Source organism: Natronorubrum aibiense (assembly GCF_009392895.1).
GTDB classification, from domain to species: Archaea; Halobacteriota; Halobacteria; order Halobacteriales; family Natrialbaceae; genus Natronorubrum; species Natronorubrum aibiense.
Map to the genome: position 1 here is coordinate 2340068 of NZ_CP045488.1, position 24141 is coordinate 2364208.

The 24141-nt window shown below is 63.8% G+C and carries 27 protein-coding genes and 2 pseudogenes; 15 read left to right on the forward strand and 14 right to left on the reverse strand.

Annotated elements, in window-relative coordinates; genetic code table 11:
• The first annotated feature begins 189 nt into the window (after positions 1–189).
• Complete coding sequence (locus tag GCU68_RS11435) at positions 190–1434, forward strand: glycosyltransferase (protein WP_152941741.1); 1245 nt, start codon at positions 190–192, stop codon at positions 1432–1434.
• 372 nt (positions 1435–1806) lie between these two features.
• The gene (locus tag GCU68_RS11440; protein ID WP_152941743.1) at positions 1807–2256 is read left to right on the forward strand and encodes a universal stress protein; all 450 of its coding nucleotides are present in this window, start codon (positions 1807–1809) and stop codon (positions 2254–2256) included.
• Positions 2257–2296: 40 nt separating this feature from the next.
• Here GCU68_RS11440 and GCU68_RS11445 read toward each other — a convergent pair whose 3' ends face one another.
• Together GCU68_RS11445 and GCU68_RS11450 are read right to left on the reverse strand one after the other, a co-directional pair.
• Positions 2297–3514, reverse strand: a complete 1218-nt coding sequence (locus tag GCU68_RS11445) for a CBS domain-containing protein (protein WP_152941745.1) — start codon at positions 3512–3514, stop codon at positions 2297–2299.
• A gap of 151 nt (positions 3515–3665) precedes the next feature.
• Entirely contained in the window at positions 3666–4304 is a 639-nt protein-coding gene (locus GCU68_RS11450) for a phosphoribosyltransferase (protein ID WP_152941747.1), read from the reverse strand.
• Positions 4305–4463: 159 nt separating this feature from the next.
• Between GCU68_RS11450 and GCU68_RS11455 the strand changes: the two genes are divergently transcribed.
• Positions 4464–4910, forward strand: a complete 447-nt coding sequence (locus tag GCU68_RS11455; RefSeq protein ID WP_152941749.1) for a universal stress protein — start codon at positions 4464–4466, stop codon at positions 4908–4910.
• 86 nt (positions 4911–4996) lie between these two features.
• Here the strand turns inward: GCU68_RS11455 and GCU68_RS11460 are convergent, their stop codons facing one another.
• On the reverse strand, positions 4997–5653 hold the full coding sequence (locus GCU68_RS11460) for an Ntn hydrolase family protein (protein ID WP_152941751.1): 657 nt from the start codon (positions 5651–5653) through the stop codon (positions 4997–4999).
• Positions 5654–5786: 133 nt separating this feature from the next.
• Here GCU68_RS11460 and GCU68_RS11465 point away from each other — a divergent pair, with 133 nt between their 5' ends.
• On the forward strand, positions 5787–6623 hold the full coding sequence (locus GCU68_RS11465; RefSeq protein ID WP_152941753.1) for a universal stress protein: 837 nt from the start codon (positions 5787–5789) through the stop codon (positions 6621–6623).
• A gap of 27 nt (positions 6624–6650) precedes the next feature.
• On the opposite strand, the gene GCU68_RS11470 is transcribed toward GCU68_RS11465, so the two are convergent.
• On the reverse strand, positions 6651–7142 hold the full coding sequence (locus GCU68_RS11470) for a universal stress protein (RefSeq protein WP_152941755.1): 492 nt from the start codon (positions 7140–7142) through the stop codon (positions 6651–6653).
• 434 nt (positions 7143–7576) lie between these two features.
• On the opposite strand from GCU68_RS11470, the gene GCU68_RS11475 reads away from it, so the two are divergent.
• The gene (locus tag GCU68_RS11475) at positions 7577–8497 is read left to right on the forward strand and encodes a universal stress protein (protein WP_152941756.1); all 921 of its coding nucleotides are present in this window, start codon (positions 7577–7579) and stop codon (positions 8495–8497) included.
• Positions 8498–8580: 83 nt separating this feature from the next.
• On the opposite strand, the gene GCU68_RS11480 is transcribed toward GCU68_RS11475, so the two are convergent.
• From GCU68_RS11480 to GCU68_RS11490, 3 genes and pseudogenes are all read right to left on the reverse strand, one after another.
• A complete protein-coding gene (locus tag GCU68_RS11480; protein WP_152941758.1) occupies positions 8581–9066 on the reverse strand; it encodes a cupredoxin domain-containing protein in 486 nt (161 codons plus the stop codon).
• Positions 9067–9341: 275 nt separating this feature from the next.
• A complete protein-coding gene (locus tag GCU68_RS11485; RefSeq protein WP_152941760.1) occupies positions 9342–10100 on the reverse strand; it encodes a proteasome assembly chaperone family protein in 759 nt (252 codons plus the stop codon).
• A gap of 100 nt (positions 10101–10200) precedes the next feature.
• Positions 10201–12522, reverse strand: a pseudogene (locus tag GCU68_RS11490) (cation-translocating P-type ATPase); the annotation flags it as partial.
• Between GCU68_RS11490 and GCU68_RS11495 the strand changes: the two are divergent.
• The 5 genes and pseudogenes from GCU68_RS11495 to GCU68_RS11515 all read left to right on the forward strand — a co-directional run.
• Positions 12522–12839 (forward strand): annotated as a pseudogene (locus GCU68_RS11495) (SDR family NAD(P)-dependent oxidoreductase); the annotation flags it as partial. The pseudogenes GCU68_RS11490 and GCU68_RS11495 sit on opposite strands and share 1 nt — an antisense overlap.
• Before the next feature lie 79 nt (positions 12840–12918).
• Positions 12919–13701, forward strand: coding sequence for a 3-oxoacyl-ACP reductase family protein (locus tag GCU68_RS11500; RefSeq protein ID WP_152941762.1), 783 nt, complete (start codon positions 12919–12921; stop codon positions 13699–13701).
• A 106-nt stretch (positions 13702–13807) separates the two neighbouring features.
• On the forward strand, positions 13808–14233 hold the full coding sequence (locus tag GCU68_RS11505; RefSeq protein WP_152941764.1) for a universal stress protein: 426 nt from the start codon (positions 13808–13810) through the stop codon (positions 14231–14233).
• A 183-nt stretch (positions 14234–14416) separates the two neighbouring features.
• Positions 14417–14878: a universal stress protein gene (locus GCU68_RS11510; RefSeq protein ID WP_152941766.1), complete on the forward strand. Its 462-nt coding sequence runs from the start codon at positions 14417–14419 to the stop codon at positions 14876–14878.
• Positions 14879–14957: 79 nt separating this feature from the next.
• Positions 14958–15383, forward strand: a complete 426-nt coding sequence (locus tag GCU68_RS11515) for a universal stress protein (protein ID WP_152941768.1) — start codon at positions 14958–14960, stop codon at positions 15381–15383.
• 14 nt (positions 15384–15397) lie between these two features.
• Here GCU68_RS11515 and GCU68_RS11520 read toward each other — a convergent pair whose 3' ends face one another.
• Positions 15398–15859, reverse strand: a complete 462-nt coding sequence (locus GCU68_RS11520) for a universal stress protein (protein WP_152941770.1) — start codon at positions 15857–15859, stop codon at positions 15398–15400.
• Between the two features lie 152 nt (positions 15860–16011).
• On the opposite strand from GCU68_RS11520, the gene GCU68_RS11525 reads away from it, so the two are divergent.
• Both GCU68_RS11525 and GCU68_RS11530 read left to right on the forward strand, forming a co-directional pair.
• Positions 16012–16401 (forward strand): DUF2267 domain-containing protein, encoded by a 390-nt coding sequence (locus GCU68_RS11525; RefSeq protein ID WP_152943704.1) that lies wholly within the window; start codon positions 16012–16014, stop codon positions 16399–16401.
• Positions 16398–17141 carry a class I SAM-dependent methyltransferase gene (locus GCU68_RS11530; protein ID WP_227014835.1) on the forward strand — a complete coding sequence of 248 codons (744 nt, stop codon included), beginning with the start codon at positions 16398–16400 and terminating at the stop codon, positions 17139–17141. Before GCU68_RS11525 ends, GCU68_RS11530 begins: the two co-directional genes overlap by 4 nt.
• Positions 17142–17165: 24 nt before the next feature.
• Here the strand turns inward: GCU68_RS11530 and GCU68_RS11535 are convergent, their stop codons facing one another.
• The 3 genes from GCU68_RS11535 to GCU68_RS11545 form a co-directional block, all read right to left on the reverse strand.
• Positions 17166–18053, reverse strand: a complete 888-nt coding sequence (locus tag GCU68_RS11535) for a universal stress protein (protein WP_152941772.1) — start codon at positions 18051–18053, stop codon at positions 17166–17168.
• Positions 18054–18150: 97 nt separating this feature from the next.
• The gene (locus tag GCU68_RS11540) at positions 18151–18582 is read right to left on the reverse strand and encodes a universal stress protein (protein ID WP_152941774.1); all 432 of its coding nucleotides are present in this window, start codon (positions 18580–18582) and stop codon (positions 18151–18153) included.
• A gap of 71 nt (positions 18583–18653) precedes the next feature.
• Entirely contained in the window at positions 18654–19466 is an 813-nt protein-coding gene (locus GCU68_RS11545; RefSeq protein ID WP_152941776.1) for an SDR family NAD(P)-dependent oxidoreductase, read from the reverse strand.
• Between the two features lie 160 nt (positions 19467–19626).
• Here GCU68_RS11545 and GCU68_RS11550 point away from each other — a divergent pair, with 160 nt between their 5' ends.
• Entirely contained in the window at positions 19627–20067 is a 441-nt protein-coding gene (locus GCU68_RS11550; protein WP_152941778.1) for a pyridoxamine 5'-phosphate oxidase family protein, read from the forward strand.
• A 256-nt stretch (positions 20068–20323) separates the two neighbouring features.
• Here GCU68_RS11550 and GCU68_RS11555 read toward each other — a convergent pair whose 3' ends face one another.
• The 3 genes from GCU68_RS11555 to GCU68_RS11565 form a co-directional block, all read right to left on the reverse strand.
• A complete protein-coding gene (locus GCU68_RS11555) occupies positions 20324–21364 on the reverse strand; it encodes an NAD(P)/FAD-dependent oxidoreductase (RefSeq protein WP_152941779.1) in 1041 nt (346 codons plus the stop codon).
• Entirely contained in the window at positions 21361–21720 is a 360-nt protein-coding gene (trxA, locus tag GCU68_RS11560) for a thioredoxin (RefSeq protein WP_152941781.1), read from the reverse strand. Before trxA ends, GCU68_RS11555 begins: the two co-directional genes overlap by 4 nt.
• Before the next feature lie 221 nt (positions 21721–21941).
• Entirely contained in the window at positions 21942–22586 is a 645-nt protein-coding gene (locus GCU68_RS11565) for a class I SAM-dependent methyltransferase (protein ID WP_152941783.1), read from the reverse strand.
• A gap of 126 nt (positions 22587–22712) precedes the next feature.
• Here GCU68_RS11565 and GCU68_RS11570 point away from each other — a divergent pair, with 126 nt between their 5' ends.
• Positions 22713–23099, forward strand: coding sequence for a DUF302 domain-containing protein (locus tag GCU68_RS11570; RefSeq protein ID WP_152941785.1), 387 nt, complete (start codon positions 22713–22715; stop codon positions 23097–23099).
• A 306-nt stretch (positions 23100–23405) separates the two neighbouring features.
• Complete coding sequence (locus GCU68_RS11575; RefSeq protein WP_152941786.1) at positions 23406–24110, forward strand: hypothetical protein; 705 nt, start codon at positions 23406–23408, stop codon at positions 24108–24110.
• Positions 24111–24141 lie beyond the last annotated feature (31 nt).

Below are 24141 nucleotides of genomic sequence, written 5' to 3' on the forward strand. Positions count from 1 at the left end.
CGACGGACTTAAATATGTGTTTCTCGAGGGGTGCTGTGCTGTCACACGGTCGAGGGCACGGTCCGAACTCGACCGACGAGCGCTGACGCACACTGCGCGGGACGCCGACACCGTCGCGTCGTCGAGGGTCGGTCCCGATGCATGGAACAACGCATACGTACGTCGGTGCTGTAGACCGTTTTGTTACGTATGCACGCACCATCCCCGCCAGCCCGGTCGATCGCGGCCTACGAGGCCGTCACGGACCACGATCGACTCGAACGGCTTGCGACGCTCGCTGAGACGCTCGCGGACGCTCGAGTCTTGCACGTGAACTCGGCGGCACACGGGGGTGGCGTCGCCGAGTTGCTCCGGTCGATCGTTCCCGTCTGCAACGACCTCGGGGTCGACACTGACTGGCGGGTCATGGACGCCGACGAGTCGTTTTTTGAAGTGACCAAATCGCTCCACAACGGGCTGCAAGGGGAAGGAGCGCCGCTCACTGAGGAGATGAAAGCGACCTATCGGACAGTAACCGAGCGAAACGCGGCGGCGATCGACGAGGCGTACGACCTCGTCGTCCTCCACGATCCACAGCCGCTCGGGATGGTCCCTACGCTCGCGGGGACGATGCCCGAGGCGACCGTCATCTGGCGGTGTCACCTCGATCCGACCGCCCCCGCTCGCGAGCACCTCGAGTTCGTCGCCGACTACACCGAACTCGTCGACCACGCGATCTTCAGCCGCACCGTCTACGAAACGGCGATTCCAGTCCCGTCCTCGAGCGTGGTCCATCCCTCGATCGATCCGCTGGCGGCGAAAAACAGGGATCTAGATGAGGAGACGGTCGCGATCGAATCCGACCGACTCGAGCCGATCTCGTTCGACGCGCCGCTCGTGACGCAGGTCTCACGGTTCGACCCGTGGAAAGATCAGTTCGGGACGCTCGAGGCGTACCGTCGACTCACGGATCGCGTTCCGGACGTCCAGCTCGCGCTGGTTGGGAGCATGGCCGACGACGACCCCGAGGGGCGGGCGATCCACGACGAGGTCGCGGCCGCGGCGGCGGACGACCCGGACGTTCACGTGCTGACCGACCGCTCGGATACGGCAGTGAACGTCCTCCAGCGCCGCTCGGACGTCGTCGTTCAGAAGTCGCTTCGGGAGGGGTTCGGCCTCGTCGTCTCGGAAGCGCTCTGGAAGCGGACGCCGGTCGTCGGCTCGAACGTTGGCGGCATTCCGCTCCAGATCGAGGACGGCCGGAACGGCTATGTCGTCGCCCCCGACGACGTCGCGGGCGTCACACGGCGCGTCGAACGCCTCCTCAGAGACGATGCCCACCGGACGGACCTCGGCCAGTACGGGCGAGCGTCCGTCCGCGATCGATTCTTGCTCCCGCTACAGCTCGTCGACTGTCTCGAGGTCTTTGCCGAAATCGTAACCCAGACAGCCTGAGTGGGACTCCTCGGAGCCACGGACTGTCAGTGCACACCCACTCAGACGACACTTTGCGATCGGGCAGAGACCTGAACAGCACGTAACCGTCGTCCACGTTCCGCCTACCGGAGGAGACAACCACCACGAACCAGCTCTATAGTGGTCACTGAAAATCAGTACACACCCGATCGCATGATGGCTGTGCGATCGATGTGTAAACTATTTCAGTTGTCACGATAGTCCGAAGCGCCGTGCGTTACACCCGAGGAGGCTCAACGATGGCGATCCGAGCCTCGATGCCGCCGTTCCATCTCAGTGCGTCTGAGTTGTCGAACGCGAATCACGGCGACAGGCCTATGGTTTACTTCGGTGCGCAGCGTACGGAGACGTATGAAGATCCTCGTAGCTGTCGACGGATCCGAAGCGTCCAAGAACGCTCTCACCCACGCCATCGACATCGCAGACGCGATGGACGGTTCGATCACGGTCGTCCATGCAGCCGATCCCACCGTCCACGACGAGGGCGGGAGCGAACCGAGCTTGTCCCTCTGGGATGCAGACCAGCGACTGATCCTCGAGAGCGTCGAAGACGTCGAACAGCGGGGACTCGAGCTCCTCGACGACGCCTCCGCGTTCGCCGACGAACTCGGTCACGACGTCGCGGTCGAACTCCTCTATGGCAATCCGATCGCGGAGATCACCGATTACGCCGAGGACGAGGGATTCGATGCAATCTTCGTCGGCCACCGTGGTCGATCGGAGCGTGCTGGACTGATGCTCGGAAGCGTCGCGAAGTCACTCGTCGAACGGGCGACCATTCCAGTTACCGTCGTGCGCTGACGTCGTCCGTTTGCCCCATCACCAACGGTTGCGGTTGGGATTACTCCTCGAGTAGCCAGCCGAAGCGTTTCTCCCAGAACTCCTCGCTTGGGGGCTTTTTGCTCCGTCCGTACGTCTTCTCGTCGCGGATCTGACGTTCCAGGACGTCTCGCGCCTCGTTGAGCGCGTGACTCGCGCCGTACCCCTCTCCGGAGGCGATGTACAGTCCGCGATCGGTGTGCAACCGGATGCGGGCGAGCAAGAGCGGGACCCCGCGGCGTTTCTCGTCGTGTTCGTGGAGATGGACCTTCGCGTCCAGAACGTTCATCCCGTGGTCTCTGTCGTCGAACTTCTCGACCATCGCGACGATACTGTCGTAGGTCGTGTCGTCTATCAGGTCGGTCCCGTAGATCTGGACGGCGCGGTTCCCGCCGGCTTCCCACGTCAGTGACTCGAGCACGTCGGTTTTCGTGAGGATACCGTACGGCGTGCCGTCCGGCGTGACGATCAGCGACGAGGCATCGATCGTGAACATCTCCTCGACGGTCGTCTCGAGCGTTTCGTCCGGCTGGATCGTCCGCACTGGTGTGGTCATGATGTCTCGAACGGGCAGGTCTAGCATCCGCGCGGGCTCACCCTCCCGAGCGCCGAAGCCGCCGCGTCGAGAGCGGCCAGTACTGGACGAGATCTCGCCGCCGAACGGGTCGACACCGCCGGCATCGCCACCTTGACTCTTCACTTCGGCGCGGACCGTCAGTTCGGTTACGTCGTAGAGGCTCACGATCCCCGCTGCCGTCTCGTTCTCGACGACCGGGAGATGCGTGATCCGGTTCTCACGGAAGACGTTGAGCGCGTCGCCGAGCGTCGAATCCGGCTCGAGCGAGACGAGATCGCTGGAGGCTGCCTCCGAGACGGTCGCCGCGTCGAGAAACGGTTTGACTTTCTCGAGGATCGCATCGACGGTGACGACGCCGACCAGTGTTTCGCCCTCGAAGACGGGCAGGAGCTGGGAGTCGCTGTCGATCATCAGCTGCGCCACCTTCCGAATGTCCTCGTCCGGCGTGAGTCGAGGGACGTGCCAGACCAGCGAGCCGAGCTTTTCGTTGGGCTGGCGGTGCGAGGTGGCGAGTTGTCGGCGCGTGACGACGCCCTCGAACGAGTCACCCTGCACGACGACGCCGTTGACGTTCGAATCTTCGAACGTGCCGACGAGCTTCGAGACGGGTGTTTCCGGGGTGAATTCGACGTACTCTTGCAAAACGATGTCTTCGATATCCATGCGTGTTTTGTTGTATCAGATCGGGTATTAGTATGCGGAACGGTACCACAGTTGTGGTGGTCAGCCTCTTCATCGCTCTCCCACAAGAACTCGAGGGTCCGTTTCAGGGCTGTCCGTACAGTGTCTCGAGTGTGCGGGCCATCGACGCGACTTACTGGTCGAGGTACGCCATCGCCTCCTCGTCGGAGACCTGCCCGAAGCGCTCGTAGAACTGGCCGACACCCATGAACCCCCGCGGCGTCTCGAGGCAGACGACCTCGTCGGCTTCGTCCTCGAGGGCGGCGATCGACTCCGGCGGGCCGACCGGCACCGCCAGCACGATCCGGTCGGCGTCCGTCTCGTTGAGCGTCTTGAGACACGCCATGACCGTCGACCCCGTCGCGACGCCGTCGTCGACGACGACCACGGTTTTCCCGGTCAGATCCGGCGCGTCACGGTCACCACGATAGCGGTCGGCTTTCTGTCGGGCGCTTTCGGCCTCCTCCTCGCGGCGTCGCTGGAAGTACGCCTCGTCGCTGTCCGTTCGGCCGATCGCGTCCTCGTTTCGCCAGGTGCTGCCGTCGCTCGCGACGGCGCCGATGGCGTACTCCGGGTTACCCGGCGCGCCGATTTTCTTCGCGACGACAATATCCAGTGGGATCTCGAGTTCGTCGGCGACCGCTCGACCGAGCGGGAGCCCGCCGCGGGGGATCGCGAGCGCGATGTCCGCATCGATCTCCCGCTCGCGGAGTTCCACTGCGAGACGCGCACCTGCGTCGGTTCGGTCCCTGAAGCGTTGAGTACCGACCATCGCATCTACGTGCGACAGGTGACGATATATAACAGCCGGGTACCCCTCACGAGACCGAACGGATCTCGTCCGAAGCGGCTGTCACAGGGAGGGCCTCACGACGTAGACGATGCTTTACCAATCGAACCCGTTTCCTGTGAGAGGGACAGATGCGTACGCATGTATGACACGATTCTCATTCCGACTGACGGGAGCCGAGGGACCGACCAAGCGATCGCCAACGGGCTCGATATCGCAACCCAGTACGACGCCACCGTACACGCGCTGTGTGTCATCGACACTGCCCAGCTACTGGACCTCGGCTACTTCGGCGACCGCTCCGACTTCGAGACGCGGATCGAACCGCTCGAGAACGAGGCGAAACGGGCAGTCGGGGACGTCAAAGCGCGTTCGGAGCAACGGGACGTCGACGTGATCACGATCGTTCGCGAGGGAGAGCCCTACGAAACGATCATGTCGTACGTCGACGACGCCGACGTCGATCTAATCGTCATGGGTACGCACGGTCGACGCGGCCTGTCCCGGTATCTCCTCGGGAGCGTGACCAACCGCATCGTTCGGACGGCCGACGTGCCGGTGTTGACGGTCCGTATGACGGAGGACTGAGGCTCCGTGCTGGCAGATCGCTTTTGCGACGGCAGGCCGAGACGCGTGCTCGACATCGCGAGACAGACCTGACCCGAACGCACATCTCAGCCGTCGGTCGACTCGGGCCGTCGAACGTCGACTCCGTCCTCGGTGACCATCGCGAACGCGAGCGCGGATCCGGTTCGGGCGTCGCGTTCGACGGCACTGTCGATAGCCCGGGAAACGAGCGCTTGCGTTTCCTTGAGCGACAGCGTCTCCGCGTAGCCGCGGTCCAGCACGCCGAACGCGAGCTCTCGCCCGCTCCCCTCGGCCGTGTAATCGACCTCGAGAACCCCCTCGTCGCCGTCGACGGTGAAGACGTTCGAGCCGGTTTCGTCGACGCCTCCGAGGACGACCGTCGCGTCCAACGAGTGTGACCGGTGCTCGCGCCCAGCGACCGTCGCAAGGGCGGAGAGGGGCATCAACCGGCCGTGACGGTTCTCGTAGCGGTCGACGTCGGCACGGAGGGCGTGGACGAACGACCGCGAGCGACCCAGATCGGCGGACGAGCCGATGGCAGCCGTCGGGTGCACCGACTCGAGTTTCCGGCTCGCTTCGCTCGTGACAGTGGTGTCGCGACTCGTCCGCGTATCCGCTGCGAGAACCACTCCTGCCGTCGTACCGACGCCGACGAGGGTGCCGCCTTCACCGCCGGGCTCGCCACCGTCGGGACAATAGCGATCCCCGTGTGCCGGTCGGAGACGGATCGGTCTCGAGGGCATTCGTAGGCGTCGCTTCGGTCGCCACTCGGGTCACTGTCCACCATGCACTCGCCGACACGACGCCGCTGGCGTCCGGGTTCTCCGAGAGTTTCCAGTCAACAGAACAAAGACTGTGGCCGCTGTACCGGCAGCTATGTACGACGACGTGCTCATCGCAACTGATGGCAGCGACATCGCAACGGACGCGGCGACGGTCGGCATCTCGATCGCACAGGCGTTCGACGCGACGGTGCACGCGCTCTCGGTCGTCGAGGACGGACGCGGCGACGCCGCGAAACGTAGCGAGCAACGCGAGGCGGACGCGGACGCCGTCGCGACCGAGGCCGTCGACGCGGGGTGTGCGGCCGAGTCGGTCGTCCAGACGGGACGACCGGCGAGCGAGATTCTGTCATACGTCGACGAGGCCGACGCCGACGCCATCGTCGTCGGCACCCACGGTCGAACCGGCCTGCGACAGGCTCTACTCGGTAGCGTGGCCCTCGAAGTAATTCGCGACGCCCGCCAGCCCGTACTCACGGTCGGACGCGAAACGGTCGACCGCGACAGCATCCGGATCGACGACGTCTGTCTCGCAACCGACGGCTCGGTGGGCGCAAACGCCGCGACCGAACACGCCCTCTCGCTGGCCGAGGCCTGCGATGCCACCATCCACGCGCTATACGCGGTCGACGTCAGCCCCAAAGCCGATGCGATTCGGGAGAACTTCCTCGAGCACGGCGAGCAGACGACCGCGGCGATCGAAGAACGAGCCGCCGGACGCGGTCTCGAGACGGAGCGGACGGTCACGGAAGGGGCTGCCCACGAGGTGATCCTCGACTACGTCGACGCCGAAGACGTCGACGTGCTCGTGATGGGCACCGAGAGCAAATCGAACCTCGAGCGCCTCGTGTTAGGCAGCGTCTCCCAGCGCGTAGTGCCGGCGGCGAGCGTGCCCGTGATGACGGTGCGGACGCCCGACACCGAGCAGTGAGCCGCCGCGGCCGGTGTCGCTTGCCTGCTATGTCGCGTCGTCCTCGTAAAACTCGGACCGGGGCTCGATCGCCTCGAGTTTCGGCGGGGCGCGCTGGCGGACGATGAACACGTCGTAGGACTCGTCGGCGGCGATGTGGACGCCGACGCTCGTCAGCGGCGTCACGACCCGACCAACGTTGTCGCTGCCGAGAAAGACGATGCTCGGGTCGTGTTCCAGCGCCAGTCGCTCGATGTGGCCGGCAATTCGTGCCTCCGGTGGAAATTCGCGGATCCGTTCGTACTCGAACGACGCCTCCGGCGTGAGCGATTCGACCTGCTCGCGAAGCTGGTCGACGACGGTGTCGACGTCGTACGGCTCGTCCTCGCCGATCCACCCTTTCTCTCGAGCGTACCGCTTTCGTTCCGGAACGACGGTCACGGCAGTCACCGCTTCCCCGAGTGTGGCACCGTACTCGGCCGCCCTGACGAGGGCGGCTTCCGCGAGATCCGAGCCATCGAATGGGACAACGAACGTCATACGTACGCTCTCTATGGCCTCCCCAATAACTTCGAGGGACGATCACACAGCACTCTCGAGCAACCGTCGCCGCGGGCGGGATACTCGGGATGACGACACAGCGATTGCGAATAAATGTAAGTATAAATTGACATTCTAACGCTCGTGTGTTCGGTAATCGATCCTTTTCGCCACGAATGCTTTACAAACATATGCTTGTAACCACCACTGATAAGACACCACCGTATGGCGGGTGAAAGGGGATTGGAACCGCTACTCGACTGACAGCCAGCGGTAATAAGTGGCTATTCGCGATGGAACGGTACGTTACCTGACACGGAGCGTGTGTCCGCCAGCGAACGAGCGATCGACCCGCGGTCCGGCCGCAGGTAGCTACCGATGTGGGGTGATGTCGTCCAGTACAGTTATTGGGGCGGGTAATGGAGTCTGTCGGTATGTCCGCGCGTATCGACGGGATCGACTCGATACTGCTGCCGACCGACGGCAGCGACAGGGCGCTCGCCGGAGCGAAACGGGGCATCGATCTGGCGGTCGCAACGGGGGCCGACGTGCACGTCCTCTCGGTCATCGATGCATCGGAAACCGAGACTATTACGTCCCTTCTCGGACGCGACGGCGACGAGGAGGTGGCGGCGATCGAAGCCGAAGCCGAAGCGGCCGTCGAGGCCGTCGCGACGCTGGTTCAGGAGACGGCGCCGGATCTCGAGGTCACGACGACGACCGAGCGCGGCACCCCGTTTCGGGTCATCGACCGTTACGTCGATACGGCCGACATCGACGTCGTCGCGATGGGAACGAAAGGCCGAACGGGACTCGAGCGGGTACGACTCGGGAGCGTGACCGAGAACGTCCTCCGGACGGTCGCCGTCCCGGTGCTCGCGGTGCCACCCGAGGCGGTCGACCGTTCGCTCTCGCCAGCACAGACCGATGCCCTCCTCCTGCCGACCGACGGCAGCCCCGGCGGGGACGTCGCCATCGATTGGGCGGTTGCGCTCGCGGACGCGTTCGACGCGATGGTCCACGCGCTCTACTCGGCCGACACGAGTCGCTTTCAGGCGCAAACGCAACCGGACGAAATCCTCTCGAAACTCGAGGACGAAGGACAGGCCGCACTCGAGACCGCGCGTGAACGAGCCGTCGAGGCAGGCGTCAGCGTGACCGGCACCGTCGCCAGCGGTCCGCCGGCGCGGGTGATTCTGGACTACGCCGAGGAGAACGCGATCGATCTCGTCGTCATCGGAACTCACGGCCGTTCCGGAGTGGAGCGCCAGTTGATCGGCAGCGTCACGGAAACCGTCGTCCGCAACAGCGACGTCCCGGTCGTCTGCGTGCCGATGGCTGCAGAGTCGCAGTAGCAGCCTCGAGGACTCGAAAAAGCGTTCGGCGTCCGTTCCGCAACTCCGATCAGTCTCGACGCGTTATCCCTCGAATGCCACCTTCACTCGCTTTCGACGTTGATATCGCCGACCTGTGTCGCCTCGTGATACTGGCAGATGTAGGTCACCATCTCCGGGGCTGCGACGACACCCTCGAGCGTCGTCTCCTCGCCTTCTTGGCTGAGGTCCTCGCTCTGATAGTCGTCGATCACTTCGTCGTTTTCGTCGCGGATCTCGAAGTTGTGTGTTTGCCCGTCGTTGTTCATCCACCTGAAGGTGTACTCCTGTCCTTCGATGAGCGTGATCGTCGGGTTCTCTTCGCCTTCGATAAAGGCTGGTTCGATCGCACCCCAATGTGAGACCTGGCCGTCGAAGTAGAACTCCTCGACGGATGCCCAATCCTCGTCACCACCGCCGTTTCCACCACCGTTTTCGCCGCCGTTACCGTTTTCTTCTTCCGACCCACCACAGCCGGCGAGCAACGCCATCCCTGTCGCTCCCGTGATTTTCAGTGCTGTCCGTCGAGAAAACTGATCACTGTCTACCATCACGCGGAAAAAAGCGTTGGACGGCCTTAATACTCGTTCACAACAGAACGGACTGTCACGGACGACGGGAAATTTCGTCGCGGGTTGCCCATGGGTATCGACACGATTGATCCCCTCGAGCCCGCGCTTTGTGACTGTTCGTCGACACAGCTATCCGGATACATTCGACGAGCGAACGATCCGCTCGTTGAGTCTGCACCTGTGATACCACCTCACTGATCGTTCGCGTCCGGCACCCGGACGCACGACCGGGCACAGTGACGGTTGCCGTCGAGTCACTGGAACATCCCCGTCTGTACCTGCTGGTGGTCGCCTTGCTCTTCGGCCACCTGTTGATACTGCTGTGCGACCTGTTGCATCCGCTGTTGGATCTCGTCGGCTTGCTCGTCGAGAGCCGTCGTATCGATGTCGAACTCGACGAGCGGCTCGAGGGCGGTCTCGATGACGGATTTGGCCGCCTGTGGATCGGGGAGGAACGGATGGGACTGAACGATCAACAATGCCGCCGGAACGTCCGCCTTGTGACACGCTCGGACCAGCGATCCAGTTACCCCACCCACGACGCCCGATTCGTCGTGGATCGGAATTTCGGCATCGACGAGATCCGCTTTGATCGACTCGGTCGTCGCAACGCCGGATACGGTACCGATCTCCGCTTCGGATTCCGCGGGCGCACCGGCGAGAAAGACCGCGCGATCGAACTCGTCGGCAAGTTCGTTGAGCACACATTCGGAGAGCGGTTCGAACGCCGGTTGCGGGAGCGCGAGGTCACTTTTGAGGGTCATCACCGCCGGATTCGAGCCAGCGTAGACGCGAACGAGATCTTGGACGAGTCCGTCTTCGAACGTCACGACGGGCGGGAACTCGTCGGCACTGATGGTACCGTAGTGCTCGAGGTCGAGTTGCGACGTGAGCTGGTCGACGGCGATCGACGCGACGAGTCCGTGGCCGGGCAGCCCCTCGACGAGCGTTGGCGAGTCGGCTCGTATTTCGGTGACCTCCTCGAACGACGCGGTCGTGTGTTTCTCTGTCATACGGGCGCACGTACACCCTCCATCGACTAAGAGGGGACGGGGTGTTGGATGAAACAACGTCGAGACCGCCCGAAATGATGGTCACAGGCAGCTACCGGGATCAGTACCGATCGACGTATCGATCCAGCCCCTTTTCGAAGAGCGCCAGCAACACGCCGAACGCGAGCAGCGCGAGCCCGATCTGTGCCCAGTGGACGGCCTCGAGTGCCACGACGCCGAAGGCGATCCCGACCGGCGTGTATAACAGGACGAGTTGGAGGGAGAGTGCGACTGCCACGCCAACCACGAGCCATCGGTTGGAGAACGGACCGAGCCCGTAACGCCATCGAACCGCCTGAATGCCGGCGATCTCGAAGACGACGAGCGAAGTGAACACCATCGTCCGAGCGAGGTCGACATCGGCCCGGTGGACGTAAAACAGCGGCATAATCGTGAGGGTGATGAGAATACCGATACCGACGATCGAGGCCGTAATCCGGTCCGTGATCACGCCCTCGTCAGGCGGACGGGGATCACGTTCCATGATGTCATCCGTCGGCGGATCGACGCCCATCGACAGCGCGGGGAGGCCATCAGTCACGACGTTGATCCAGAGGATCTGGACCGGCGTGATGACGAGTCCGAAGCCGAGCATCGACCCGGAAAACACCAGCATCACTTCTCCAGCGTTCCAACACAACAGGAAGTTGACGAATTTGCGGACGTTGTCGAAGATGCGTCGGCCGCCTTTGACTGCGTCCCGGATCGTCGTGAAGTTGTCGTCGAGCAGGACGATATCGGACGACTGCTCGGTGACGTCCGTGCCGCGGATCCCCATCGCGACGCCGACGTCGGCGTTTTTCACCGCCGGGGCGTCGTTAACGCCGTCGCCCGTCATCGCCACCATATGTCCGTTCGCCTGCAGCGTCTGGAGGATCCGCGTCTTGTGTTCGGGGGCCGTGCGGGCGAAGATGTCGACCTCCTCGACGACCGTTCGGAGGTCGTCGTCGCTCATCGTCTCGAGTTCGGGGCCCGTCACGACGCGCGTCGCTCGAAGGCCGATCTCCTCGCCGACCGCCCGTGCCGTCACGGCGTTGTCGCCAGTGATCATCACGACGTCGATGCCGGCCTCGAGACAGCCCTCGATCGCGCCCGGTACCTCCGGCCGCGGTGGATCGAGCATCCCCTGTAAGCCGAGAAAGACCATCCCCTGCTCGAGGGCTTCGTCCGGCGACTCGACCTGCGACGGCGGCACGTCGGGCCGGTAGGCAAACCCCATCACGCGCAACGCATCTTCGGCGAACGACTCGGTTTGGGCCTCGAGTTCCGCCCGGCGCTCGTCGGTCAACGCGACGTGGTCGCCGTCGACGAGTTCACGGTCACAGCGCTCGAGGACGATCTCGGGTGCACCTTTCATGTAGGCGACGGTCCCACCGTCGGGCGTTCGGTGCACCGTCGTCATCCGCTTTCTCGCAGAGGTGAAGTCGACCTCGCCGAGTCGAGGGTAGGCCTCGTCGAGGTCGGCGTGATCGAAGCCGGCCTTCTGGGCGGCGACGAACAGCGCGATTTCGGTCGGATCGCCGAGATACGTTCGGTCGCCGCCGTGTGCCGTCGCAGCCAGCTCGTCGGTGTCGTCTCGCTCGCGGGTGCCGACGTCGACGTTGTTACAGAGCATCCCGCAGCGCAACACCTCAACGACGCGCTCGGTATCGACTGGCTCGCCGTCCCGGAGAAAGTCGCCGTCGGTGTCGTAGCCAGTCCCGGTCACCTCGTAGACCTCGCGGTTGGCGACGAGTCGCTGAACCGTCATCTCCTCTTCGGTGAGCGTCCCCGTCTTGTCCGTACAGATGACATCGACCGATCCGAGCGCCTCGACGATCGGGAGCCGGCGGACGAGCGCGTTCTGGTCGGCCATCCGCCGTGCGCCGAGCGCGAGCGACAGCGTGACGACCGCAGGCAGCCCTTCTGGCACCGCGGAGACGGCGATCCCGACCGCCGTCAGGAACACCTGCAGCGGCTCCGTCTCGCCGACAACGAGTTCGGCGACAGCGATAATCGCGACGATGCCCACGACACCGACTGCGATGAGCTTGCCGAGACGATCCATCTCGGCCTGAAACGGCGTCGCACGTTCTTCCGCCGCCTCGAGGGCGGTCGCAATTCGCCCCATCTCGGTCGCGGCCCCCGTCTCGACGACAACCGCAGCCCCGGAGCCGCGCTCCACGACGGTGTCCTTGTAGAGCATGTTCTCACGCTCGGCGAGCGCGATATCCTCGGCGATGGTACCGACCATCTTCGAAACGCCGGCGCTCTCGCCGGTCAGGGCTGCCTCATCGACGCGCAGGTTGGATTCTTCGAGCAGCCGGGCATCGGCGGGGACGATGTCGCCGGACTCGACGAAGACGATGTCTCCGGGAACAAGTTTTCTGGCGTCGATCTCGCGTGGTCGGCGGTAAAGGCGCAGCCTCCTACTCCGCCGCGAAAGGCGGTGTCGTCAACTTCACCCAGCAGGTCGCGATCGACTACGCCGACGAGGGCGTCCGCGTCAACAGCATCTGTCCGGGCTTCGTCGAGACGCCGATGACCGAAGAGTTGCTCGAGTCCGAACGGTTCTACAGCTTCCTCGAGCAGCAGACGCCGATGGACAGACCCGGCCAGCCCGAGGAGATCGCACCGATGGCAGCGTTTCTGGCCTCCGACGAGGCGTCGTACATTACCGGTGCGAACATCCCCGTCGACGGCGGCTGGACGGCCTTCTGAGCCCGTGTCCCGATCCGCTCGAGCAGTCGCTGAGAGGGGGACACAAGATTAACATGGTAGACGGTGTAGCGCCGATCGTATGTCCGAAACAGTCCAGCGGCTCGACCCCCTCGATCGTCGACCACTGTCGGATAAGACCTGTCTCATCACCGGCTCCTCGCGCGGGATCGGTCGAGATATGGCCTTCGAGTTCGCCCGCTGTGGCGCGGACGTGGTCGTGAACTATCGCAGTTCCGATGAGAAAGCACAGGAAGTGACCGACCGAATCCGGGCGAACGACGAGACAGCGATCGCCGTCGGTGCCGACGTCTCCGATCCCGACGACGTCGCTCGGATGGCTGATGAGGTCCACGACGAACTCGGCTCGGTCGACGTGCTCGTCAACAACGCAGGGATCACTGTCGACCGGAAGTTCGAGGATATGACCTACGAGGACTGGAACCGCGTGATCGAGGTCAACCTCAACGGGACGTTCAACTGTACCAAAGCGTTCTACGATGACATCAAAACGGCCGATCAGGGCCGGTTAATCAACATCTCGAGCGTCGTCGGCCAACAGGGCAACTACGGGCAGGCCAACTACGCCACGTCGAAAGGCGGCCTCATCGCCTTCACCCGGACGATCGCGCTCGAGCTCGCCCGACACGGCTCGACGGCCAACTGCGTCGCTCCGGGCTTTACCGAGACCGACATGCTCGAGAAGGTCCCCGACCGCGTGCGCGAGCAGATCCGCGAGGACATCCCGCTGGATCGGTTCGCCGACACCGAAGACATCGTCGGCATGGTGCGATTCCTCGCCGGTGACTACGCCGACTACATGACCGGCCAGGTCATCGGGATCAACGGCGGGATGGAGTGGTAAGGCCGTCTTTCGGCGGTTGACGCGTCTGGCGGCGTCTCGACCGGCGTGCTCTGTTGCGACTGATTCGGTGGGAGGTATTATGTCGGCTGCTAGCGTACAGATACGCATGAGCGAACGGATTCTCGTACCATACGACGGCTCCACGCCCGCGACGGATGCCCTCGAGTACGCCCTCGAGACGTTCCCCGATGCGTCCGTAACGGCCCTCAACGTTGTGCCCCTTCCCGAAGGCTACTGGGCTGCGTTCGAAGACACCGAACACCGGGCCGCCGACATCGACCGGGCCCGCGAGCGCGGAAGCGAAGTTCTCGAGGACGCAACGGAAGTCGCAGCCGAGCACGACCGCGAGATCGATACCGAGGTCGCGACGGGCAAACCGGCTCGAGAGATCGTCGAGCAGGTGGAGACGGACGAGTACGATACGATCGTCATCGGCAGCCACGGCCGAGAGGGAGTGTCACGGGTGCTGCTCGGGAGCGTCGCGGAGATGGTCGTTCGTCGCTCGCCGATTCCCGTCGTCGTGGTCAGATAGCGGCGTTTTCATACGGTTTACTGTAGTCAATTACCGCCGCTCGCCAAAACGGGTCGGCGATCGGCGGTACATAGTTACAGCAATCCGTCTCAGTCGGCGCTACAGTCGCCCCGTCGCGCTGCAGTCGGTTGCTGGCACGGAAACGACTAAGCGTCGGCGGCCGAGACGTTCAGCAGACAGATCATGACAGTAATCGATCACTCCATCGACCCGGTTCGTTCAATCCTCGTCCCGACCGACGGGAGCGACGCCGCCGGGGCCGCCCTCGAGCGCGCGCTGGCGATCGCCGACCGGGAGGACGCCGTCGTTCACGTCCTGACGGTCATGGACTCCGGCGGCGGCCCGCTGGCGTTCGGCGTCGAGGACGTCCACGACCTCGAGGAATCGAAAGCACGCCTGCTCGAGGGACTCGAGCGGCGAGATCGGACGTACGACGTCGACGTCACCGGCGCTGTTCGCCGCGGTCGTCCCGCTCGTGAGATCATCACGTACGCCGAAACCCACGGGATCGACCAGATCGTCCTCGGTCGAACCGGTCGCGGCGCGGTCGCGGAGGCGTTGGTCGGCAGCACGGCCGATCAGGTCGTTCGCGAAGCGAGCGTCCCCGTGCTCGTCGTGCCCGATGCCGACGTCACCGACGACTGACGGCGGGCCAAACGGCAGCTGACCGCAGATCCACAGCCAGCGCGTAGCTTTACTATCGTCTCCCACGAACACTGGACCGATGTCGCGATCGATTCTCGTCGCACACGACGGCTCGGCGCACGCACAGGCTGCCCTCGAGTACGCCCTCGAGACGTTTCCAGACACGCGGCTCGTGCTCTTTCACGCGATCGATCCGTTCGAACTCATGCCCGAGGAAGACCGACTGCCGCCGCTGACCGAAGAATGGCTTGCAGACCAACACGACGCGGCGACAACCCTCTTCGAGGACGCCCTCGAGGACGTCGACACCGAAGGGGTGACGATCGAAACCGAGACCGAAGTCGGCTCGCCGGCACAGACGATCGTGGCGGCCGTCGAGGAGACGGGCGTCGACGGGATCGTCGTCGGTAGCCGCGGCCGAGGGAACGTCGCCGAGGCGCGGGTGGGGAGTACGGCCGAACTCGTCGTCAAGCGTGCGAGCGTGCCGGTAACGGTCGTCAGGTAACAGCCCGGGGTGTGTTACTCGGTATCTGCATCGCGGACGACCGTTACCGTCACCGGCGATCGGGCGACGACCATCTCCGCGACGCTGCCAAGTAACAGGCGAGAGGGGCCCAGTCGACCGTGGCCGCCCAGAACGATCCCATCGATGTCGTGGTCCTCGGCGTAGTCGATGATTTCGCGGGCTGGTTCGCCGGTCTTGCTCTCGGTCGTGAGGGCTACGTCGTGTTCGTCGGCCAGTTCGCGAACCTCCTCGAAAACGAGTTCCTCCTCTTCGGCCGCCCGTTCGAACCACGCTTCGGAGCCGTGGGGCGGTTCGTTTCTGACGTCGACGGACGTCATGGAGCTATAGCCGGGCTCCGATGGGTCGATCACGTGCAGCGCGACGACGGTCGCGTCGGGATGGGTTTCGAACGCGTATTCGAGCGCCCGTTTCGACAGCGGTGAGCCGTCGACGGGAACGAGTAGTTGGCGGGACATCACTCTCTCGTACCGCACGGAGTCTCAAAAGAGTATGCAGGGTGTGTGCGAGCAACGGGATCGCCGCGCGATCAGTGTTCGGCCTCGAGTCACGACTTGCAGGTCGACGGCAGGCCTTTATGCGTGCCGTCGGTGTACGCCCGATCGATCTCATGAACTACAAGGAGTTCGTCGGACAGGTCCAGCACCGACTCGAGTATGCGGAGTTCGGCCGGGCCGTGCGGGCGACCAGAGCCGTCCTGACGACGCTCGGTGAGCGTCTCCAGGAAGGCGAGGCGACCGATCTCGCCAGCCCGCTGCCGATGGAGATCGATCGCTATCTGACCGAGGCCGACCACGGCCAACGGTTCGACTATCAGGAGTTCCTCGATCGCGTCGCCGACCGTGAGGGTGTCGATCGGGCCGACGCGAACTACCACGCCCAGCAGCTGCTGGCGGTCGTCGGCGAGGTCGTCCCCGCAGGGAACCTCGAAAAGATCGACGCACAGCTGCCCGAGGAGTTCGACCCATTGTTCGAACTGGTCGAAACAGCAGCAGAGTGAGCAACGCCGAGCAGCCAGCGATGGCGTCTGCGGCGGCCTCGAGATGCAGCCGCAGCGACGCGACGGATGAGCGGCCGCCGGGACCGATCAGCCGCGTGCCCCGATCGAACGGGGCCGCCCGCGAGTGGTACGACCGGATCAGCGCCCAGTACGACACGGTCGCCGATCCGTTCGAAGCACCGGCTCGAACGACCGGCCTCGAGCTCCTCGCCGCCGAACCGGGTGAGTGCGTCCTCGACGTTGGCTGTGGCACCGGCATCGCCGTCGTCGAGCTTGCTGGAGCCGTCGGCCCGAACGGGACGGCAGTCGGAGTCGACCTCGCGGACGGAATGGCTCGTGTCTCGAGGGCTGCGCTCGACGATGCCGGGCTCGATCGTGGCGTCGTCGTGGTCGGCGACGGCGCGGCGCTGCCGTTCACCGCCGATGCGTTCGACGCCCTGTTCGCCAGTTTCGTTCTCGAACTCTTCGATACACCCGAGATACCCGGCGTGCTAGCGGAGTGGCGACGCGTGCTCGCTCCCGGTGGTCGGCTCTGCGTCGTCTCGCTGTCCCGTCGCGGGGACGGGCCAGCCACGTGGCTGTACGAGCGAGTCCACGAGCGATTGCCAACGATCGTCGACTGTCGACCGATCTACGTTCGTGAAACACTCCGCGAGGCCGGGTTCCGGATCGACGAGACGCGAACGGAGACGGTCTGGTGGTTTCCGGTCGAGATCGTTCGGTGTCGACTCGAGTCGTGATCGCAGCCCAGACGCGCCGCCACCTCACTCCGCCGTCGGTGCCCCGCGGACGATCGTGACCGTCCGTGGGGATCGACGAGCGATTCGTTCCGCGCCCGATCCCGTAAACAGCCGCGCCGCGAGCGACCGTCCGTGGGCCCCCACGACGAGTTGATCGGCGTCGGTCGCTTCGGCGTAGTCGAGGATTTCTGCGGCCGGTTTCCCGGCGACGGTCTCCGTTTCGAGCGTCGTGCCGTGATCCTCGGCCACCGCTGTCGCTGACTCGAGGATCTCTTCGGCGCGAGTTTCGTGCTCGTGCAGGATGTCCTCGAGGTACGTTCCCTCGACGTCCTCCCGTGGACGGTCGAACGGCAGTTCCTGGACGTACAGGGCCGTGTGTGTCGCATCGGGGAACGTCTCGAGGGCGTACTCGAGGGCGGCCTCAGCCTGCTCCGAGCCGTCGATCGGGACCAGAATCGATTCGGGGAGTTCGCGGTCGCGAACGGCACTCACCGTTTCGGGGACGACGGTCGTCGTGATCGGTGCACGTCGGACGACGGCCTCGCTGACGTGGCCCAGAAACGGCCGTGTGATCGGTGATTCGCCGTGCGTTCCTAACACGACGTGGTCGACGCCGGCGTCGGTCGTCGTCGCGAGAATCTCGGTCTGTGGCGTGCCGATTCGAAGCTGTGTGCGGAGGGAGCGACCGCACTCGTCGGCACGCTCGGCCGCCCGATCGAGTACGCGCTCGCCGCGGTCTTCGGCGTGGTCGAGCGGCGAATCGGCCGCGCCGACGGTCGCGTCGTGATCGGTCGTCGGATCGACGACGAACAGTGCGGTGCGCGTGGCGTCGGGAAACGAGGCGAGACTGTACTCGAGTGCGGCGAACCCCTGCTCCGAGCCGTCGAGTGCAACGAGAACGTGCTGTGGCATGGCAGATCCGTGGCACGGTGGCCACTGCCCCGACGTTCTACGTCGGCGCGTATAAAGCCGGAGCCACGCTCGAGAAAGAGCGAACCCGGTGTGGCCGTTAGCGAACGATCGTCACCGGAACCGACGCACGGCGGGCCACCGTTTCGGCGACGCTACCGAGTAGGATCCGCGAGAGGCCGGACCGGCCGTGACTACCCATGACAATGTGGTCGGCGTCGCGCTCGTCGGCGACCTCCAGGATCGTGTGGGACGGTCGCCCGGTTTCGACGACCGTCTCGAAGATCGTCGACGAGTCGAGTCCCGCTTCCTCGAGCATCGCTTTTGCTTCCTCGCAGAGTTCCTCGCCGCGTTCGACCGCACGATCGAACGCGGCGCTGTCGTAGTCGTCGGATCCCGTGTAGGAGCCCTCGATCGGATCGACGACGTGTAACACGGTGATCCGTTCCCCATTGTACTGTTCGAACGCGTACGAGACCGCGTCCCACGACGATTCGGAGCCATTCAGCGGAACCAGTACGTGTTTCGTCATACCGGAACGATACGGTGCGATGGTAAAATAGTATTCCTCGGATTTGACCGGATCCGCCGCCAATGCGGCGATCAGATTACGTTCTGGAGGATGCCGCCGTCGACGGTGACCGCCTGACCAGTAACGTTTCGGTTCTCCGCGAGGAAGACTGCGGTCCGGCCCATATCTTCGGGCGTCTGATCGCGTTTCATCGGAATGACTCGCTCGATGGTTTCCTCGTAGGGTTCGTCGAGTTCGGGTGTCAACACGTCTTCCCACATCGGCGTCTGGACGATGCCCGGACAGATGGCGTTGACCGTCACGTCCGGGGCGAGCTCGAGCGAGAGCGACTTCGTCAGGCCGAGCACGGCGTGTTTCGACGCGCAGTAGTGGCCGAGTCCGGCAGCGCCGATGGAGCCGGCGATCGAGGCCGTGTTGATGATGCTCCCCTCGGCCTCTCGAAGGTGTGGAATAGCGGCTCTGGAGACGAGAAAGGCCCCTTTCACGTTCACGTCCATGATCGAATCCCACTCGGCCTCCGCCATCTCCTCGACGGGCGTGACGGTGATGACGCCCGCGTTGTTCACGAGCAGGTCGAGTTTGCCGAACTCCGAAACGGTCTCCTCGACCATCGCATCGACTTGCTCCGGTTTGGTCACGTCGCACTCGATGACGTGAGCCCGCTGTCCCTGATCTTCGATCCGCTCTACGACCTCCTTTGCGTGCGTCGCACCGCTGACTTCCTGTGAGGACTGCTGATTGTACTCCGTCTCGAGGACGTCCACATCGGCAACGACGATGTCGCTGCCGGCGGACGCCAGTTCCATTGCGATCCCAGTGCCAATATCGCCACCCGCGCCAGTAACGATCGAGACTGCTCCGTCGAGTGAGGTTCGTTCGACCATGCTCTATTGTAGTTCGTCACACGGTAGCATAAAGATGCGCGGCGTTCGCACGCACACGAGATGGCGACCAGCACAGTCCGAGCGCCGTTTGCCAGCTTTCGAAGACACTCCGGATCGCTGTAACTGAACCTTTTCTCACTTCGACCTGTACGCATAGCGTATGACAGGCCTTCGCTGGGTGCAGCTGTCAGCACAGGAGCGAGACGAGTTCCTGGGAACCGGCGGCATCGGCGTGCTCTCGTTTACGCGGGGCGGAGACGAGCCGCCGGCATCGCTCCCGGTTTCGTACGGCTACTACGACGACGCCGAAACGTTCTACTTTCGGCTCTCGTTCCCACCGAGCAGTTCGAAAGAGTCGTTCATCGATAACCCAGTGTCGTTCGTCACCTACGACGAAACGGACGAGGGCTGGCGCAGCGTCGTCGCCACCGGCACGCTCGAGGAACTGACCGAACTCCCACACGAGTCGGCTGCCGTCCAGGGCATGTGGGCGGTCGAAATCCCCGCCGTCGAGGTGTTCGACCGGCCACGGTCGGAGATCACGTTCCACGATTTCCGACTCGAGCCGGACAAGTTCAGCGGCCGAAAAGAAGCCACGTGAACGCACATCGTGGCTGCCAGTGCATTTTTTGACATATTTCACAATAGTATCGGTAGCTATCAGGAAAGAGTTCTCGAGAAGACACACTTCGAGACGTGGAGGATCACTCGAGTAGAGTCCAGAAGCGATCGATTTTGGTGCGTTTTGAAACGAAGACCGTTCACAAAAATGGACGGCTTCGGTAGACAGGCACTCAGAATCTATCAGAACATAGAGTATATAGAACTAGTGAAACGTGGTAAGCGACTCGAGCGAGTTAGTCGTCCGCTTCGACGGCAACAGCGGCTTCGGTTTCGGATTCGAGTGCCTGTTCCTCGAGCCACGATTCCGCGTCGAGTGCGGCCATACTTCCGGTGCCGGCGGCCGTGATCGCCTGCCGGTAGTCGGGGTCCATCACGTCACCCGCGCCGAAGACGCCCTCGACCGCGGTCTCGGTCGTCATTCCCTCGAGGGTCAGCAGGTGGCCCTCGTCGTCGAGGTCGACGGCGGTGTCCGCTAAGAACGTCGTGTTCGGGATGTGGCCGACGCCGTAGAAGATCCCGCCGACGTCGACGTCCTCGTACTCGACGTCCTCGCCCGATTCCAGTTTCTCCTTCGGGCGACCGTCGGGGTGACTGACGAGTGTCCCGCCAGTGACACCCTCGTCTCGGGAGCCGTGGATCTCGAGCAGTTCCGTGTTCCATCGGAACTCGATCTGGTCGTGCTCGCGGGCGCGACGCTCCATGATGTCGGAGGCGCGCAGTTCGTCGCGACGGTGGACGATCGTGACGCTGTCGGCGAACTTCGCGAGGAAGAGCGCTTCCTCCATCGCGCTGTCGCCGCCGCCGATCACGAGCACGTCGTCGCCGCGGTGGAACGCGCCGTCGCAGGTCGCACACGTCGAGAGGCCGTAGCCCATCAGTTCGTCTTCATTCTCGGCCCCGACCCAGCGAGCGCTCGCGCCGGTTGCGACGATCAGCGCCTGCGTTCGCAGCGTCTCGCCGTTCGATAGCTCGAGAGCGAACGGCCGCTCCTCGAGCGCCGCGTCCTCGACGGTCCCGTGGACGAACTCGGCACCGAACCGTTCGGCCTGGTCTTTCCCGTTCTGGATCAGCTCCATGCCGCCGATCCCCTCGGGGAAGCCGAGGAAGTTCTCGACCTCGGTCGTCAGCGTTAGCTGGCCGCCGGGCTCTGGACCCTCGAGCACGATCGGCTCGAGGTCGGCGCGCGCGGCGTACACCGCTGCCGAGAGGCCGGCAACGCCCGAGCCGACGATGACGACGTCGTGGACGGTCGCGTCAGGTGTGTCCTCGTTCATTCAGTGTATCCCTCGATCATGTTGCGCAGTCGGTCCGCCGGCAGGACGCCGGTGTGCTGTTCGACCTGCTCGCCGTCCGCGAAGAGCACGAGCGTTGGGACGCCGCGGACGCCGTATGCACCTGCGAGCTGCTGGAGTTCGTCGACGTCGACTTTCGCGACGACAGCGTCGGTCTCGCTCGCCAGCCCTTCCATGACGGGCTCGAGCATCTGACATGGCCCACACCACGTCGCAAAGAAGTCTACGAGGACGACGTCGTGGTCCGCGACGACCTCATCGAGGTGGCTTTTGCTCTCGATGTGAACGGGTTCGTCGGGAGACTGTCCGGGTGAGCCGCTGTGTGCATCAGTTGCCATCACTCCCTCCTACGAGCCGAGAGTGTTTAAAGGTTTTGTGTGTATTGCACAATACAGGATCGGCCCAATTCACGCTGAGCTAGCAGAGACACACGGGGTGATCATCGAACGGCCCGTATTCCCCGAGAAACTCCCGTTTCATTCGATGGATTGTCTCTTCGAGCAGACTGTGTGGCGAGCAAACACGACCCAGTGTTTCGAGGAGTGTGCAACGCAGCCGATTACGCGGGCGATGCAGGAACGTGAAAGCGACCGAAGTAGCCGACTCGAGTGCCCGCGAACGTGTCGAACTCGAAGCCTTCCTGACTGGCTCGCCTGCGAAGCGTCGTTCGGGTGACGAAGTGTGGGTCCGGGAGCAGTTCCCCGACGACGAGACGGCCACCGGGTTTCACCACGCGGTGGAGTTCGGCGAGCGCCTGCTGTTGATTGGGAATTTCACCGAGGGCGAGGACCAGATACGCGGCGTCGAAGGTATCGTCGGGATACGGCAGTGTCTGTCCGTCGGCGTGAACTGGGACGACGTTCTCACGGCCGCGAGCAGTCGCCTGCGTTCGTAGCTGCTCGAGCATCTCACGCTGGATATCGACCGCGTGGATCGCTCCCCCCGGCTCGAGCTGCTGTGCGATGGGGAGCGTATAGTAGCCCGTTCCCGATCCGACCTCGAGGATTCGCTCGCCGGCTTGCGGCTCGAGCAGGTCTCGCAACCGTGCTCTCGTGATGACCGGCCGCGGAAGACCGATCCAGCGTCGACGCGCATACGGGCACGGAGACGGATTCGTGCGCCAGCGGAGCGCGTACGCGATTCCAGCGACCGAAAGCAGCCCCAATACGCCGACGAGCGCTCGAACCGTGCGTCGAGTAACCATCGACTAGCGGTTGTCGACGGATCGACTAAGGTGTTGGTCTCGACGATACGCGACGGACGGCGTCGACGTCTCGGGGCTGCCACTGCGACCACAACAGTAATGGGGGTCCATTCAGTCTTGTGCGATGTGTCCTATACAACAAACAAGCACGTTGACGGATCGTTCGACGAGGTCGTCGAGACAACGATCGATGCACTAGAAGACGCGGGATTCGGCGTCCTCTGTGATATCGACGTCCAGGCGACGTTCGAGAAGAAACTCGACGAGTCGTTCCGCCAGTACAGAATTCTGGGCGCGTGCAACCCCGAACTGGCCCACCGAGGCCTCGAGGACGAACTCGAACTCGGAACGCTCCTGCCGTGTAACGTCGTCGTCTACGAGGACGATGCCGGCGACGTAGTCGTCAGCGCTGTCGATCCCGGCCAGTTGCTCGCCGTCGCCGACAACCCTGCGCTCGAGTCGGTGGGCGACGACGCAAGCGAGCGGTTCGAACAGGTCTTCGAGCAACTCTAATCCGTTTCGCAGACGACTCGGGTGAACGATTCTCCCGTCTCGGTGACTCGAGCAGCCGATTTGATCGCCGGCAAACATCGATGGACTGTGCGTTCGGCCCGGTTGCGATTCGATCGTCGCTGGCCGAGCGAAAACGAACGGACGCTACTCGAGGCCGACGGCGACGGTGATCGCAACGTTGTCGACACACTGTCAGTGGCGACGATCACAGCCGTCCTCTCTCGATCGGCGACAGTACGCGCAGCCGGACGTTCGCGGCGACCTCGAATAGCCCTTCTTACGCACCAGCGGTGTACAGCCGCAGGCATGAGAGACGACAGCAACGCGGTCCGGTCGATGCTCGATCGACGATCCGTCCTCGTTACCGGGGCCACTGCGCTGGCGGGACTGGGAACACTTTCGATGGCCCACGCGGCGAGCGCACAGAACGACTCGGCGTCGGACACACCGGTCGAGACGCCCGACGACGGGAACGAAACCGAGCTTCCTGACGACTCGGACTACGAGCAAGAGGAGACGATCGCCGACGACACCGAAACGATCGAATGTACGGTCCCAGCCGACTGGAGCGACGTCGACGGCACGACGATCGACATCGGTCCCGCACTGCGAGCCGCGCCGGATCTGGAAGGCTACACCACCACGTGGGACGTACCCGGCATCGAACTGATCGTGATGACGGAACTGGACGACGATCAGGAATACGTCCCCGAGGCGCTCGTCGATTTCAGTAGCGAGTGTGCCGACGGCGGCCAGCAATCGTTCCAGTCCGGCGAGTTCGTCTTTCGGGCCCAGACCTGGTATCAGTGCGGTGGTGGCGACACGCTGTATCTGGCGATGGTCGGCGCACCGGGCGAGTCTGCGAACGGAAGCGAGGACGCGGCGTTCCCGTCGGACCCACCGTACCTGATCTTCTTCGGCGCACAACTAGTCACCGAACCCGACCTAGACGCGGTCGGCACCGTGATCGAGTCGCTCGAGATCACCTCGCCGGAGGAAGTAACCGTCTGATCGAGTCTGCGACTCGAGTCAGTCCGCTGTA